This is a genomic window from Sphingomonas yabuuchiae (assembly GCF_001477495.1).
Taxonomy (GTDB): domain Bacteria; phylum Pseudomonadota; class Alphaproteobacteria; order Sphingomonadales; family Sphingomonadaceae; genus Sphingomonas; species Sphingomonas yabuuchiae_A.
Map to the genome: position 1 here is coordinate 1 of NZ_LDTF01000123.1, position 14,912 is coordinate 14,912.

At 65.6% G+C, this 14,912-nt stretch carries 12 protein-coding genes; 8 read left to right on the plus strand and 4 right to left on the minus strand.

From position 1 onward, the window contains the following. Nucleotides 1-163: 163 nt before the first annotated feature. Nucleotides 164-988 carry a hypothetical protein gene (locus NS355_RS17300; RefSeq protein ID WP_058746816.1) on the minus strand — a complete coding sequence of 275 codons (825 nt, stop codon included), beginning with the start codon at nt 986-988 and terminating at the stop codon, nt 164-166. Between the two features lie 193 nt (nt 989-1,181). Here NS355_RS17300 and NS355_RS17305 point away from each other — a divergent pair, with 193 nt between their 5' ends. From NS355_RS17305 to NS355_RS17335, 7 genes are all read left to right on the plus strand, one after another. Further along, nucleotides 1,182-2,120: an outer membrane protein assembly factor BamD gene (locus NS355_RS17305; RefSeq protein WP_058746817.1), complete on the plus strand. Its 939-nt coding sequence runs from the start codon at nt 1,182-1,184 to the stop codon at nt 2,118-2,120. 117 nt (nt 2,121-2,237) lie between these two features. Further along, nucleotides 2,238-3,899 (plus strand): DNA repair protein RecN, encoded by a 1,662-nt coding sequence (recN, locus tag NS355_RS17310; RefSeq protein WP_058746818.1) that lies wholly within the window; start codon nt 2,238-2,240, stop codon nt 3,897-3,899. Nucleotides 3,900-3,989: 90 nt separating this feature from the next. Next, the gene (locus NS355_RS17315) at nt 3,990-4,193 is read left to right on the plus strand and encodes a hypothetical protein (RefSeq protein WP_058746819.1); all 204 of its coding nucleotides are present in this window, start codon (nt 3,990-3,992) and stop codon (nt 4,191-4,193) included. A gap of 65 nt (nt 4,194-4,258) precedes the next feature. Beyond that, nucleotides 4,259-6,397 carry an NAD-dependent DNA ligase LigA gene (gene ligA / locus NS355_RS17320; protein ID WP_058746820.1) on the plus strand — a complete coding sequence of 713 codons (2,139 nt, stop codon included), beginning with the start codon at nt 4,259-4,261 and terminating at the stop codon, nt 6,395-6,397. Nucleotides 6,398-6,713: 316 nt separating this feature from the next. Further along, nucleotides 6,714-10,037 (plus strand): TonB-dependent receptor, encoded by a 3,324-nt coding sequence (locus NS355_RS17325; protein ID WP_058746821.1) that lies wholly within the window; start codon nt 6,714-6,716, stop codon nt 10,035-10,037. 104 nt (nt 10,038-10,141) lie between these two features. After that, on the plus strand, nt 10,142-11,281 hold the full coding sequence (locus NS355_RS17330) for a sensor histidine kinase (protein ID WP_172839688.1): 1,140 nt from the start codon (nt 10,142-10,144) through the stop codon (nt 11,279-11,281). Then, nucleotides 11,278-12,075, plus strand: coding sequence for a LytR/AlgR family response regulator transcription factor (locus NS355_RS17335; protein ID WP_058746822.1), 798 nt, complete (start codon nt 11,278-11,280; stop codon nt 12,073-12,075). The genes NS355_RS17330 and NS355_RS17335 overlap by 4 nt, the downstream gene beginning before the upstream one ends. Before the next feature lie 131 nt (nt 12,076-12,206). Here NS355_RS17335 and queE read toward each other — a convergent pair whose 3' ends face one another. The 3 genes from queE to NS355_RS17350 all read right to left on the minus strand — a co-directional run bounded on the left by queE (nt 12,207) and on the right by NS355_RS17350 (nt 14,594). Continuing rightward, on the minus strand, nt 12,207-12,839 hold the full coding sequence (queE, locus tag NS355_RS17340) for a 7-carboxy-7-deazaguanine synthase (protein WP_058746823.1): 633 nt from the start codon (nt 12,837-12,839) through the stop codon (nt 12,207-12,209). A 4-nt stretch (nt 12,840-12,843) separates the two neighbouring features. After that, the gene (queC, locus tag NS355_RS17345) at nt 12,844-13,539 is read right to left on the minus strand and encodes a 7-cyano-7-deazaguanine synthase QueC (RefSeq protein ID WP_058746824.1); all 696 of its coding nucleotides are present in this window, start codon (nt 13,537-13,539) and stop codon (nt 12,844-12,846) included. Between the two features lie 203 nt (nt 13,540-13,742). After that, nucleotides 13,743-14,594 (minus strand): ABC transporter permease, encoded by an 852-nt coding sequence (locus tag NS355_RS17350; protein ID WP_058746825.1) that lies wholly within the window; start codon nt 14,592-14,594, stop codon nt 13,743-13,745. Between the two features lie 87 nt (nt 14,595-14,681). Here NS355_RS17350 and NS355_RS17355 point away from each other — a divergent pair. Further along, nucleotides 14,682-14,912 (plus strand): GcrA family cell cycle regulator (locus NS355_RS17355; protein WP_244489738.1); only part of this gene is annotated, 231 nt, incomplete at its 3' end.

Genomic DNA, 14,912 nt, shown 5'->3' on the forward strand with positions numbered 1-14,912 from the left:
CCCCTCCCCTTCAGGGGAGGGGTTGGGGTGGGGCATCACCACGAACGGCACGACTGCGGATGCGCCCCACCCCCATCCCCTCCCCTGAAGGGGAGGGGCTCTCGTTGATCCCACGCGAGGTCATCTTGATCTCAATTGCTCCCCGTGCCGGAGAGGAAGCCTCTTACAACCGCGTCGTACCCGCATAGGCGAACAGCGCGTCGCCGTCCGAGGACAGCGTGACCGTCTCCGCGCCGGTCACGGTCAGGCACTGGCCCGCCTGGAACGCAATGCCCGCGACCTCGCCCGAGCCGGTGATCGGGATCAGCCAGGCCGTCCGCCCCTCGGGCAGGGTCACCGCATGCTCGCCCGCCGCCCAGCGCTCGAGCACGAATTTCGGCCCTTCGACCAGGATATCACGCCCCTCGCCCGCCGGTCCCGGCGAGACGATCGGCTGATACGGGGTCAGGTGCGCTACATCGACACCATCCTCCAGATGCAGCTCACGGTCGCTGCCATAGTCGTAGAGGCGATAGGTGGTTTCGCTGTTCTGCTGCACCTCGATCACGGTCAACCCGGCACCGATCGCGTGGATCGTGCCCGAGGGTGCGTAGTAGAAGTCGCCCTCCTTCACCGGCACCCAGTCCAGATCCGCCTCGACCGAGCCGTCGCGTGCGTCGGCGCGAAGCTGTTCCTTGGTCATCGGCGCTTTCGGCCCCAGCGCGATGGTCGAATCGGGTTCGGCGGTCAGGATCGTCCAGCATTCGTCCTTGCCGCGCGGCAGGCCACGGGCCTGGGCCTGTTCGTCGTCCGGATGCACCTGCACCGACAGCTTCTCGCTGGTGAACAGATATTTGATGAGCAGGTCGGGCGAGGTGTCACCCGGCTCCTGGAACCACACTTCGCCGATGGGGGCGCCATCGGCGGGAGCATCCTCGAACCCGGGATACAGCGTGTGGCGGCCCCAGGGCTTCTCGACGCGGTGGGTATGGAGCATCGTGGCGGGCATGGTCGTTCGCTTCCTTCCGATCGGGCGACGGCAAAACCGTCGGGGCCATGGGGGCGTTCCCTGCCGCCCGGCCGTCAAGCCCCATGCCGCGAGCGCTATCGGAATGGCAAGACGTCTCTCGTTGCGGCCTATCGTCAGGCGGCGTGCGGGAAGGACTGTTCCCCGCCCCAATGCTGCGCTAAGGACATGCGCGATGCGTTACCCCCGTTCCCGTGCGCTGTCGCTGGCGCTGATCGCCGCCATGGCCCTTCCGATCGCGGGTTGCGCCCGCAACCGTGCCCGCACCGACCTGCCCTATGTCGCGCGCGACGTCGGCACGCTGTACACGGCCGCCAAGAACCGGCTGGACCAGCATCGCTACAAGGAGGCGGCGCTGCTGTTCGACGAGGTGGAGCGGCAGCACCCCTATTCGATCTGGGCCCGCCGCGCGCAGTTGATGAGCGCTTTCAGCTATTATCTGGGCCGCGACTATACCCAGTCGATCCAATCGGCGCAGCGTTTCATTTCGGTCCATCCGGGCAATCGCGATGCGCCCTATGCCTATTATCTGATCGCGCTCGGCTATTACGAGCAGATCCAGGACGTGACCCGCGACCAGAAGATCACCCGCCAGGCGCTGGACGCGTTGGGCGAGCTGATGCGTCGCTATCCCAACAGCCGCTATGCCGCCGATGCGCGGTTGAAGGTCGATCTGGTCAACGATCACCTGGCGGGCAAGGAAATGGAGATCGGCCGCTTCTACGAGGACCGCCACCAGTGGCTGGCCGCGTCGATGCGCTTCCGCACCGTCGTCGACAAATATCAGACGACCAGCCACACGCCCGAGGCGCTGATGCGTCTGGTCGAGACCTATCTGGCGCTGGGCGTACGCCCCGAGGCCGAGCGGTCCGCCGCCGTGCTGGGTGCCAATTACCCGGGCAGCGACTGGTATAACCGCGCCTATAAGCTGATGCGCGAATATCCGGTGCAGCCGATCGCCCAGATCCAGCCGGGCCAGCCCGTGGTGCCGACCGGCACGCCGGGATCGGTCAATATCGGCCTGCCGGGCGGCGGTGGCAGCACCGCCACGCCAAGCGCGGCGGCGCCGGGTCGTCCGACCCCGACAGGCAACAACAGCTCGCCGACGGGGTGAGCCACGCTTGATATTCCTCCCCAGCAAGGGGAGGAATAGACGCGTTCCCGAACAAATCGGGATCATTTTTGCCGCGGGGGATAACATCTGCCCCCGTTTCGCTTTATATCGCGCGCCATGCTGACCGCGCTGTCCATTCGTGATGTCGTCCTGATCGAGGCCCTGGACCTGGATTTCGGCCGGGGCCTGGGTGTCCTGACCGGTGAGACCGGGGCGGGCAAGTCGATCCTGCTCGACGCACTGGGTCTGGCGCTTGGCGGGCGCGGCGACAGCGGGCTGGTCCGTCACGGCGCGGGCCAGGCCGTCGTCACCGCCAGCTTCGAGCCCCCCGCCCCCGACAGCCGCCTCGCCACCATCCTCGACGAAGCCGGGATCGCCATCGAACCGGGCGAGCCGTTGATCGTCCGCCGCCAGGTGAAGGCCGATGGCGGCAGCCGGGGCTTCGTCAACAGCCAACCCGCCTCGGCCGCCCTGCTCCGCGAAATCGCACCCTATCTGGTCGAAATCCACGGCCAGCATGACGATCGGGGCCTGCTGAACCCACGCGGCCACCGGATGATGCTCGACAGCTTCGGACGGATCGATACGAGCGCGGTCGCCGCCGCCTGGACCCGCTATCGCGAGGCCGAAGCCGCGCTGACCGCCGCGCGGGAAGAGATCGAGACGGCGGCGCGCGACCGCGAATGGCTGGAGCATACGGTCGCCGAACTGACCAAGCTCGCCCCCGAACCCGGCGAGGAAGAGGCGCTGGCCGACCGTCGCCGCACCATGCAGCGGTCGGAAAAGATCGCGGGCGAACTGGGTGCGATCGACGAGCATCTGCAAGGCTCCGACGGTGCGCTGGCGGGCCTACGTCAGGCCGCCCGCGTGCTGGAGCGGATCGGCGAGGATCACCCCGCCCTCGCCGAAGCGCTGGCCGCGATCGACCGTGCGGTGATCGAGGCGTCGCTGGCCGAGGAGCGGCTGTTCGAGGCGCAGCGCGAACTGGCCTATGACCCCCGCGCGCTGGAGGAGGACGAAGCCCGGCTGTTCGAGTTGCGCGGCATGGCGCGCAAACACCGCGTCCAGCCCGACGACCTCGCCGACCTGACCGAGCAGTTGCGCGGACGGCTGGAGCGGCTCGACGCGGGCGAGGAAGGCATCGGCCGATTGGAAGCGGCGGTCGCGACCGCGCGCGCCGCTTACGACAAGGCCGCCGTCAAGGTCGCCGCCGCCCGCACGGCCGCCGCCGAACGGCTGGACCAAGCGGTCAAGAGCGAGCTGGCCCCGCTAAAATTGGACGCTGCGCGCTTCCGTACGATCGTCGCGGCTCTCGAACCCTCGGGCTGGTCAGCGTCGGGCAAGGACCGGGTGGAGTTCGAGATTTCGACCAACCCCGGCGCCCCCTTCGCCCCGCTCATGAAGATCGCCAGCGGCGGTGAATTGTCGCGCTTCATCCTGGCGCTGAAGGTCGCGCTGGCGGAAGAAGGCGGTGCGACGACGATGATCTTCGACGAGATCGATCGCGGCGTCGGCGGCGCGGTGGCCTCTGCCATCGGCGACCGGCTTCACCGGCTGGCGGGACGCACGCAATTGTTGGTCGTCACCCACAGCCCCCAGGTGGCAGCGCGCGGTGCCGCGCATCTGCTGATCGCCAAGAGCCATGACGGCACCGTAACCCGCACCGGCGTTCGCGCGCTGAGCGATGCGGAACGCCGCGAGGAAATCGCCCGGATGCTGTCCGGCGCGACGATTACCGACGAAGCGCGTGCCCAGGCCGATCGGTTGCTGGAGTCCTGACAAAATTGCCTTGGAAGTTATTTTATATCTGATATGCTCGATGCCGGACGGGGATGTTGGGCTGTCCCCTGCTTGGGATGGACCTATCGGATGTCGAATATTTTCGCCTCTGCTGCGCCGATTGCCGATACAAACGATATGACCGTGCTTGCCGGCCATCTCCACTCTTGTCTGGCACTGGCGGATAAGCTCGACCTGCCGATGGTGGCGATCCATATCGAACAGGCGCGCAGTTTGATGACGGATCGGGCTCGGGGGTCTGACAGACACCGCGCGGCGGACCCGCTTTCCTGACTTGCGTCAACGGTTCGGTCGCAGTGGCTTGATCCTGCCGTCACCGCTGGACTAGCACGGGCGGCGTGACCGCACCTCAGACCCTGCCCCAGACCGATCTCGAAGCCGCCGCCGAGCTGAACAGCCTCGCCCGCGAGATCGCCCATCACAACCGCCTCTACCATACCGAGGATGCGCCCGAGATTTCGGATGCGGATTATGACGCGCTGGTTCGTCGCAACACCGCGATCGAAGCCGCCTTCCCGCATCTGATCCGCGCCGACTCGCCCAACACCCAGGTCGGCGCCGCCCCGGCCGCGCATCTGGCCAAGGTGCCGCATGCCCGGCCGATGACCAGCCTGGACAATGCCTTTACCGACGAGGAGGTCGAGGATTTCATCGGCCGCGTCCGCCGCTATCTGAAGCTGCCCGACGACGAACCGGTCACCCTGACCGCCGAGCCCAAGATCGACGGCCTGTCCTGTTCGCTGCGCTATGTCGACGGGCGGCTGGTCCAAGCGCTGACCCGCGGTGACGGCGCGATCGGCGAGGACGTGACCGAGAATGTCCGCACCATCGCCGACATCCCCCAGACGCTGCCCGCCGACGCACCGCAGGTCTTCGAGGTGCGCGGCGAGGTCTATATGAGCAAGGCCGATTTCGCCGCGCTCAACGCCCGGCTGGCGCAGGAGGCAGCGGAGACGGGCAAGGAGGCGCGCCAGTTCGCTAATCCCCGTAACGCCGCCGCCGGTTCGCTGCGCCAGAAGAACCCCGCGATCACCGCCGGACGCCCGCTGCGCTTCCTGGCGCATGGCTGGGGCGAGGCGAGCGCGGTGCCGGTCGAGACCCAGTTCGACATGGTCGAGGCGTGGCGGCGCTGGGGCTTTCCCATCGCCGACGCCTTTGCCTGCGTGCCCGATGCCGGTGCCGCGCTGGCCATCTATCGCAGCATCGAGACGCAGCGCGCCGACCTGCCCTTCGATATCGACGGCGTGGTCTATAAGGTAGACCGGCTCGACTGGCAGGCGCGCCTCGGCATTGTCGGGCGCACGCCGCGCTGGGCGATCGCCCACAAATTCCCCGCCGAGCGCGCCCAGACCACACTGGAGAAGATCGATATCCAGGTCGGCCGCACCGGTGCGCTGACCCCCGTCGCGCGGCTGGAGCCGGTGACGGTCGGCGGGGTCGTCGTCACCAACGCCACGCTGCACAATGCCGACGAGATTGAACGACTGGGCGTCCGCCCCGGCGACCGGGTGGTCCTGCAACGCGCAGGCGACGTCATCCCGCAGATCGTCGAGAACCTGACCCGCGATACGCCGCGCGAGCCTTTCGTCTTCCCCGACCACTGCCCCGAATGCGGCAGCCTGGCGACGCGCGAGGAGGGCGAGGTCGTCATCCGCTGTACCGGCGGACTGATCTGCCCGGCGCAGCGCGTCGAGCGGCTGATCCACTTCGTCTCACGCCACGCCTTCGACATTACGGGTCTCGGCCTTGTCCGGGTCGAGGAATTCTTCCGCGACGGCCTGATCGCCTCGCCCGCCGATATCTTTCGCCTGCACCAGCATCGCGAGGCGCTGATCCAGCGCGAGCGTATGTCCGAACTGGTCGTCGACAAGCTGCTCGCCGCGATCGACGCGCGGCGCGACATATCGCTCGACCGATTCCTCTTCGCGCTGGGCATTCGCCATGTCGGCGAGATCACGGCGCGCGACCTGGCCCGCCGCTTCGTCTCGATGGCGGGCTTCCGCGCGATGATCGACGCCGCGCTGACGGTCCGCGCCGAAACCGTGCCCGCGCTGGGCGAGCCCGACCGCAAATTCGAACTGCGCCGCCAGCGTGCCATCGTCGCGGCTATCGACACGCCCCAGATCGGCCCCGAAGTGGCCGACGCCCTGCTCGACTTCTTTGCCGAGGCGCATAACCGCGAGGTGGTCGACGACCTGCTCAGCGAGGTCACACCCGCCGACACCGTGCATCAGACCCGCGAGTCGGAGGTGACCGGCAAGACCCTGGTCTTCACCGGCACGCTGGAGACCCTCTCCCGCGACGAGGCCAAGGCCCAGGCCGAAGCGCTGGGCGCGCGCGTATCGGGATCGGTCTCCGCCAAGACCGACCTCGTCATCGCCGGGCCAGGCGCCGGATCGAAGCTGAAAAAGGCGCAGGATCTGGGCATCCGGGTGATCGACGAAGCCGCCTGGAACGCCTTGGTCGCCGCGAGCTGAGCATGGCCGGATCGTGACCGGGGCGTCACGATCCGGGCCTCGTGTACTACGCTTTGGCAGGGCTCAAAACCCCCTCCCAAAGTACCGTGCCGCGCGAACGATGCTGAAATTCCAGTTCTGAAAGAACGCCATACGACCGTTACCGCTCCCATAACCGTTGCCAAACTGCAACGCCCGCCAACGGAGTGAAAGCCCCCCTGTCCCCGCCCCGCTCTTTGTAACATAACGGCAATGTTCGTAGCGCAGGGCACGCTCAACCGAGCCGCACAAGCGGCCGGACGCGCCGCTTCGCGCGCGAAAAGGGGACCTATAATCTATGCGTAATTCGCTTTTCCTGGGCGCGGCCGTCGTCGCGCTCGCCATTCCGGCGGCGGCTGCCGCACAGGAAACGACCGCGACCATTCGTGGTACTGTGACCGCAGGCGGCACGGCCGTTCCAGGCGCGCAGATCACCATCATCAACATACCGACCAACACCCGCACGACGACCCAGTCCGGCGCCGACGGTACCTTTACCCAGACCGGCCTGCAGGCTGGCGGCCCTTACACGGTCGAAGTCACCAGCCCCCAGGGCAACAAGACGGTCACCGACGTCTTCACGGTCGTGCAGCAGGCCTACACGCTGCCGATCGACCTTACCCCGGCGACCGCTGATGCGGGCGCGGGCGCGGACATCGTCGTCACGGCGTCGGCCATTCGCGGTGCGGGCGTCACGTCGGATGGTCCGCAGACCGTCCTGACTCAGGCCGACATCGCCAAGGTTGCTTCGGTCAACCGCGACATCCGTGACATCGAACGTCGCGATCCGTTCGCCACGATCGATCTCGGCAACCAGGGTGATCGCGGAGGTGCGGTCAGCTTTGCGGGCGTCAATCCGCGCTTCAATCGCTTCACCATCAACGGCGTGACCGTCGGCGACAGCTTCGGCCTGAATCAGGACGCCAGCCCGACCAACCGCGGCCCGGTCCCCTTCGACGCGATCTCGCAGGTGTCGGTCTCGATCGCACCCTATGATTTCCGCCAGTCGGGTTTCCAGGGCGGCGCAATCGACACTGTTCTGCTGTCTGGCACCAACCAGCTCCACGGCACCGGCTTCTATTCGCAGAACACCGACGGCCTGACCGGCGACCAGATCGGCAGCAACCGCCTGAACACCGCCAAGTTCAAGTCGGAAACCTACGGCGCCACGCTGCGCGGGCCGATCATTCCCGACAAGCTGTTTTTCATGGTCTCGGGCGAGCGCAACACCGATCCGCGTCCCTTCGGCACGGTCATCGGCTCCTATGCCAATCCGGCCGCGATCTCGACGGCGGTCAGCGACGTCCTGAACATCGCCAATTCGAGGAATTTGGGCGCGGCCGCGGGCGACATCCTGGGTCTGAACCCGCGCAAGGACGAGAAGATCGTTGGCCGCATCGACTGGAACGTTACGACCGGCCAGCGCCTGTCGCTGTCGTACATCAACTCGTTCGACTCCTTGGTTAGCCAGAACAACACGTCGCTCACTGCCAACGCGCCGACCTATGGCCTCAGCTCGAACGCCTATGCGCTGACCGAATTGCTGCGCGCCGGTATCGTTCAGTTGAACTCCGACTGGACGGACAATTTCTCGACCGAAGCGCGCGCCCTCTACAAATGGTATCGTCGTGGTCAGGAGCCGCTTCTGGGCCGCAGCATCGGTCAGATTTCGGTCTGCGATGATGCCGCCTCGACCGGTTCGCTGACCGGCTGCAGCAACGCCGTACCCCGCATCAGCTTTGGCCCCGATAGCGCCCGCCAGACCAACCAGCTGTTCACCGACACCTGGGGCGGTCAGCTCGTCGGGCGTTACACGGCCGGCACCCATCAGGTGCAGGCGCTGATCGACGTCGCCCAGAACCGCACCTTCAACAACTTCGTTCAGAACAGTCTGGGTTCGTGGTATTTCGACTCACTGGCCGATTTCCGTGCGGGTAACGCCAACCAGTTGCAGTTCGCCGCCCCGATCGCGGGCGTCAGTGCCGCGGCCGATTTCCGCTACACTACCATTTCGCTCGGCCTACAGGACGAGTGGCAGGTGACCGACGCACTGTCGCTGACCTATGGTGCCCGCTACACGATGTATGCGATGGGTGAGCGCCCGGTCTACAATCCCTTCTTCAACCAGCGCTACGGCTTCCCGAACACGAACACCTATAACGGCCTCGATCAGTTCGAGCCGCGCATCAGCTTCGACTGGAAGCCGACCGACATCCTTGGCGGAGGCCTGAAGGTTCGCGGCGGCGCGGGCATCTTCGGTGGTGGCCTGCCCGACATCTTCATGTCGAACAGCTTCTCCAACACCATCACGACCAGCGCGATCACGATCACCCGCTCGGCTCCGGGGCTCAACATCTGCTCCGGCGGCATTCCCGATGCCATCTGTCAGGCAGCCCTGAACAATGTGAGCGGCAACGTTCCAACCGCTGTTGCGCAATACGCCGCGAACACGACCAACCCGACGAACCTGTCGCGCACCAATACCGGTGCCATCGCACCGAACTTCCACCTGCCGCGCTCGCTCAAGGCGACGCTGTCAGCGGATTATCGCCTGTTCGGCATCAATTTCGGTGCGGATTATCTGTACACGAAGAACGTCGACGGCGTGATTTTCACCGATCTGCGCGCCGTGCCGGTCGGCCTGATGCCCGACGGCCGCGTTCGCTATGGCAGCGCGACCATCTTCGCCGACCCGAACTACGACATCCTCGCGACCAACAGCTCGCAGGGTTACAGCCATGTCATCGTGGCGCGGTTCGACAAGGAATTCGACTGGGGCCTGCAATTCGGCGGCAGCTTCACCCGTCAGTGGGTGAAGGACGTCGGCAACGCCACGTCGTCGACCATCAACTCGAACTATCGCAACCAGTTCTATGGCATCGATCCGAATAACCCGGCCTATGGTACGTCGGCGGATCAGATCAAGTGGCAGTTCAAGTACAGCCTCGGCTACGATCACGCCTTCTTCGGCGACTATAAGACCCGTATCCAGCTGTTCGGTGAAACCCGCGCGGGCCGCGCCTACAGCTATACGATGTTCGACAACTCGAACAACGTGCGCTCGCCGGTGTTTGGCACGGTCTTGTCGGGCAGTGCCCCCACAAACCTGCTGTATGTCCCGACTGGCCTCAACGATGCGCGCGTCAGCTATGGTGACAGCAGCACGACCGGCGGACTGACCGCCGCGCAAACGGCGCAGGCGCTTGATGCCTACATCAACGCCAACCCCGATCTGGCAAAGTATCGCGGCATGATCGTGCCGAAGAACACTGGCCGCAACCGTGCGTTCACCCGGATCGACCTGCACCTCGAGCAGGAAATTCCGACCTTCATCGGCCGGTCGCGCGTCGCAGTCTTCGCGGACATCAACAACTTGCCCAACCTCATCAACAAGGACTGGGGTGGCCTGCGCCAGCTCGGCTTCCCTTATGGCGCGTCGCCGATCACGGTGCAGTGCCTGACGACGGCGGGCAACCCCAGCAATGGTGGCACGGTGGCGACCACGACGGCGCAGCCTTGCGCCCAGTATCGCTATACCTCGTTCACCAACCCGAACACGCAGGCGGTGAGCTTCAACCAGTCGCTCTACCAGATCCGCATCGGCGCGCGCTTCAGCTTCTAAGGCGGAACGCGACGGCCTTCGGGCTGCGGGGCCGCCCTTCCTTCGGGAGGGGCGGCCCTTCTTTTTTGCCCTTCCCCCACAGGCCGTGTAGATGTCGCCCGGCCATGGCCAGTCATTCGCCCGCCGCGACGTCCCCCGCTTCGCCCCCCGCCTCCGATCCCCTGTCGGTGCGGCCGTTTTTCGAGAACAAGGCGCGTGCCTTCTGGACGCTGCAGGCGGCCGGGTGGTCGGGCTATCTGGTGCTGCGATCGGTGGTCGGCATCTCCAACGGCTTTTCGCTGGAGAAGATCATCCCCGTGATCATCGAGGCGATCCTGGGCTATTGCATCACCCTGCTGCTCTCGACGCTGTACGGCTATTACCGGCGCATCCCGCGCATCATGGGGGTGTTCCTGACGCTGGCGACCCTGGCGGCGGCGACGTTCCTGTATGCGGCGCTCAACGCCTTTTCCTTTTCGTTCATCACCACGACCCAGCCGGGCGTCACCGTCACCCTGCTGATCGGCAATCTGTTCATCACCTTCGTGGTGCTGGCGGGATGGTCGGCGCTGTATTTCGCGATCAACTATTATCTGATCGTCGAGAGCCAGATCGACGAGATGCGCGCGCTCGAGCTTCAGGCCTCGACCGCGCAGCTGGCGATGTTGCGCTATCAGTTGAACCCGCATTTCCTGTTCAACACGCTGAACTCGATCTCGACGCTGGTGCTGCTGAAACAGACCGAGCGGGCCAATGCGATGTTAAGCCGGCTGTCAGCCTTCCTCCGCTACACGCTGGCGAATGAGCCCACGGCGCATGTGACCGTGGCGCAAGAGGTTGAAACGCTGAAACTCTATCTCGAAATCGAAAAGATGCGCTTCGAAGACCGCCTGCGTCCCAGTTTCGAGATCGACCCGCGGGCCGAGCGGGCACGCCTGCCCTCGCTGCTGCTGCAACCGCTGGTCGAGAACGCTATCAAATACGCCGTCACGCCGCAGGAGGAAGGCGCGGAAATCCGCGTCGATGTGCGACTGGTCGGGCAACGGGTGCGGATCGCCGTATCCGACACCGGCCCCGGCTTGCACGAAATCCGTCATTCCTCAAGCGTTTCGACCGGCGTTGGACTGTCCAATATCCGCGAACGGCTGGCCCAGGCTTATGGCCCGGACCACCGTTTCGAATCCCGCTCCGCGCCGGCTGGCGGATTCTCGGTGGAGATCGAGATCCCCTTCCAGCTTGAGAATGTGAACAGAGAGGCCGCATGACCATCCGTACCATCCTCGTCGACGACGAGCCCCTGGCGATCCAGGGCATGGAGCTCCGGCTCCAGGCGCACGACGACGTCGAGATCATCGAGCGCTGCTCGAACGGGCGCGAGGCGATCCGCGCGATCAAGACGCATAAGCCCGACCTCGTTTTCCTCGACATCCAGATGCCCGGCTTCGACGGCTTTTCGGTGGTTCAGGGCCTGATGGAGGTCGAGCCGCCGCTGTTCGTCTTCGTCACCGCCTATTCGGACCATGCCCTGCGCGCGTTCGAGGCGCAGGCGGTCGATTATCTGATGAAACCGGTCGAGGAGGCGCGCCTCGCCGACACGCTCGACCGCGTGCGCCAGCGCCTGAGCGAGAAGCGCGGCGCGGGCGAGGTCGAGAAGCTCAAGGAAGTGCTCGCCGAACATGCCCCCGACGCGGTGACCGACCTGAGCGAGGGCGGCGAAGTGGCGTCGAGCCGGTTCGAGAAGCTCATCAACATCAAGGATCGCGGCCAGATCTTCCGCGTCGATGTCGACACGATCGAGATGATCGAGGCGGCGGGCGATTACATGGTCATCAACACCGGCGACAATTCGCTGGTCCTGCGCGAAACGATGAAGGACCTGGAAAAGCGGCTCGATCCGCGCCGTTTCCAGCGGGTGCACCGCTCGACCATCGTGAACCTGGATCTGGTGAAGCAGGTCAAGCCGCACACCAATGGCGAGTGCTTCCTGCTGCTGGAGTCGGGTGCGCAGGTGAAGGTGTCGCGCAGCTATCGCGACGTGGTGGCGCGGTTCGTTCACTAAAAAGTTTCTCCCCTGTAAGGGGAGGTGGCAGGCCGAAGGCCTGACGGAGGGGTGTCACTTCCTTGAAAGCGAGGACACCCCTCCACCATGCTCCGCATGGTCCCCCTCCCCGTACAGGGGAGGAATGGAATTTACCGCAACCCCAGCATCTTGTGCGTCTGCAGCGTCAACCGCCAGCGCGGGCGCTCCATCACCATGGCAATGCACGCCTCGCGGTTTTCGTCCGCCCGGGGATCATCGAGCGGTTGAAGCAGATGGTTCGCAAAGTCCCATCCCTCGACCTCGGCCGGGTCGATCCCCGCCTGCGGCCAGACCAGCTTCAATTCCTGCCCCGAACGCTGAACGACCGCAGACCCCGCCTTGGGGCTGATGCACACCCAGTCGATGCCCGGATGCGCGGCGATCGTGCCGTTGCTCTCGATCGCGATGAAGAAGCCCGCCGCATGAAGTGCATCGACCAGCGCATCGTCGACCTGAAGCATCGGCTCGCCCCCGGTCAGCACCACGAAGCGCTCGCCCCGCGACTCGCCCCAGAAGCCCTCGACCGCCGCGACCAGCGCACCTGCGTCTGCAAAACGCCCGCCGCCCAAACCGTCGACCCCGACGAAATCGGTGTCGCAGAAGCGGCAGATCGCGCTCGCCCGGTCTTGCTCGCGGCCCGACCACAGGTTACAGCCCGCAAAGCGCACGAACACCGCGCGCCGCCCGGCCTGCACGCCTTCGCCCTGGAGCGTCAGGAACATCTCCTTGACGGCATAGCTCATCGGCTCAGCCCTGCGGCTTGACCGCATAGGCGGTGGGATCGGGGATGCCCGCTTCCTCGAACCCGCGCGAGCGCAGGCGACAGCTGTCGCATTCGCCGCAATGGAGCCCCTCCGGCGTCGGGTCGTAGCAGGACCAGCTGATCCCCATATCGACGCCCAGCCGCGTGCCTTCGCGCACGATATCGGCCTTGGTCATGTGCTGGAGCGGCGCGTGGATCTTGAAGGGCTGGCCCTCGACGCCTGCCTTGGTCGCGATCTCGGCCAGTCCCTCGAACGCGGCGATGAATTCGGGACGGCAATCGGGATAGCCCGAATAGTCGAGCGCGTTCACGCCGATGAACAGGTCGCGCGCGCCCGCCGCCTCGGCCCAGCCCAGCGCCAGGCTGAGGAAGATCGTGTTGCGCGCAGGCACATAGGTGACGGGGATGCCCGGCTGGACGCCGTCCTTGGGCACGTCGATATCGGCGGTCAGCGCCGAGCCGCCGAACGCCGACAGGTCAAGCGGCAGGACGATGTGGCGCTCGGCACCCAGTGCCTCTGCGACTCGCGCCGCGGCGGCCAGTTCGACCTTGTGGCGCTGGTTATAGTCCACCGACAGCGCGAGTACGCGATAGCCTGCGGCCTTGGCCGAAGCAGCGGAAATCATCGAGTCCAGCCCGCCCGAAACGAGCACGACCGCCATGGGAGCAGAAGATGTCATGATGGGGCCGACCGCTACGCCCATTGGCGCGCGGTTGCAATGCCGGGGTTACGCGATGGCAAGAAACGGCGGGACCGAAATATCAGTCCCGCCAAGGACCTGGCCGGGCATGCTGAGGACCCGGTCGAGGGAGAAATCCGCTGCTGAAGCAGGGGTTCTCGATAGCAACATGAGGGTTAAGAAAAGGCAAATGCCGAGGCGGCTCAGTTCTTCAGCTTCCAGCCCTTGCGCAGCAGGACGTAGCAGAGGACCGCCATGACCACGTCGATGCCGAGCACGACGAATCCGCCCAGCGTCACCGGCGAGTCGGCAAGGCCCAGAAAACCGTAGCGGAACCCGGAAATGACATAGAAGAACGGGTTGGCATGGCTGATCGCGCGGAACGCCGGGGCGAGGCCGTCGACCGAATAGAAGGTGCCCGACAGCAGCGACAGCGGTACGACCACGAAGTTGGTGACGGCGGCGGCATGGTCGAATTTCTCCGCCCAGATCGAGGTCAGAACGCCCAGAAGCGCCAGGAACACCGAGCCGAGCAGACCGAACCACAACACCGCGAACAGCGCGTGCGGCGTCACATGCACCCCCGGCCAGATCGCCATCGCCGCCCAGACGGTCACCCCGACCAGCACGGCACGCGTCACCGCACCACCGACCAGCGCGGCCAGCAGCTCGGCGGTGGAGAGCGGCGGCATCAGATAATCGACGATCGTGCCCTGTATCTTGCCGACCAGCAGCGAGAAGCTGGCATTGGCGAAGGCATTGTTCATCATGCCCATCACGATCAGGCCCGGCGCGATGAAATCGGCGAACGGCACCTGCGCGCCCGCCACCGGCACGGCATGGCGGCCGCCCAGCGCGGTGGTGAAAATGATGAGATAAAGCAGCGTCGTGACCGACGGTGCCCAGATCGTCTGGAGCTGCACCTTGAAGAAACGGCGCACCTCCTTGATATAGAGGGTCTTGAGGCCGCCCCAGTTGATGTTCCGGATTACGGGCTCACCGGGGGCGGCACGCACCGCCGAGTGGATTTCGCCGATAGGGGGCTGGCTGCTCATCGCCATAGCGCGTAACGGTTGCCGTGGCCGCCCGCAACCCGGTACGATGACCGGCGGTTGCGATGATGAAGTGAGGAAAGGTTTCGAATGTCGTGGACCGATGAGCGGATCGATACGCTCAGGACGATGTGGGAGGCGGGGCAGACCGCCAGCCAGATCGCCGAAGCTCTGGGCGGGGTCAGCCGCAATGCGGTGATCGGCAAGGCGCACCGCCTGGGCCTGCAGGCGCGCCCGTCGCCGGTAAAGGCCAATGAGCCCGCCGCAGCCCCCGCTGCCGAGCCCCTGTCTCTTATACACACTTCCGAGCCCACGAGACGG

Excerpts from the sequence above, each read along its gene's own strand:
- NS355_RS17300 (WP_058746816.1), bottom strand. The coding sequence starts at position 988 with ATGCCCGCCACGATGCTCCATACCCACCGCGTCGAGAAGCCCTGGGGC.
- NS355_RS17330 (WP_172839688.1), top strand. The coding sequence starts at position 10,142 with ATGGCCAGTCATTCGCCCGCCGCGACGTCCCCCGCTTCGCCCCCCGCC.
- recN (WP_058746818.1), top strand. The coding sequence starts at position 2,238 with ATGCTGACCGCGCTGTCCATTCGTGATGTCGTCCTGATCGAGGCCCTG.
- NS355_RS17315 (WP_058746819.1), top strand. The coding sequence starts at position 3,990 with ATGTCGAATATTTTCGCCTCTGCTGCGCCGATTGCCGATACAAACGAT.
- NS355_RS17335 (WP_058746822.1), top strand. The coding sequence starts at position 11,278 with ATGACCATCCGTACCATCCTCGTCGACGACGAGCCCCTGGCGATCCAG.
- queE (WP_058746823.1), bottom strand. The coding sequence starts at position 12,839 with ATGAGCTATGCCGTCAAGGAGATGTTCCTGACGCTCCAGGGCGAAGGC.
- queC (WP_058746824.1), bottom strand. The coding sequence starts at position 13,539 with ATGACATCTTCTGCTCCCATGGCGGTCGTGCTCGTTTCGGGCGGGCTG.
- NS355_RS17305 (WP_058746817.1), top strand. The coding sequence starts at position 1,182 with ATGCGTTACCCCCGTTCCCGTGCGCTGTCGCTGGCGCTGATCGCCGCC.
- NS355_RS17350 (WP_058746825.1), bottom strand. The coding sequence starts at position 14,594 with ATGAGCAGCCAGCCCCCTATCGGCGAAATCCACTCGGCGGTGCGTGCC.
- NS355_RS17325 (WP_058746821.1), top strand. The coding sequence starts at position 6,714 with ATGCGTAATTCGCTTTTCCTGGGCGCGGCCGTCGTCGCGCTCGCCATT.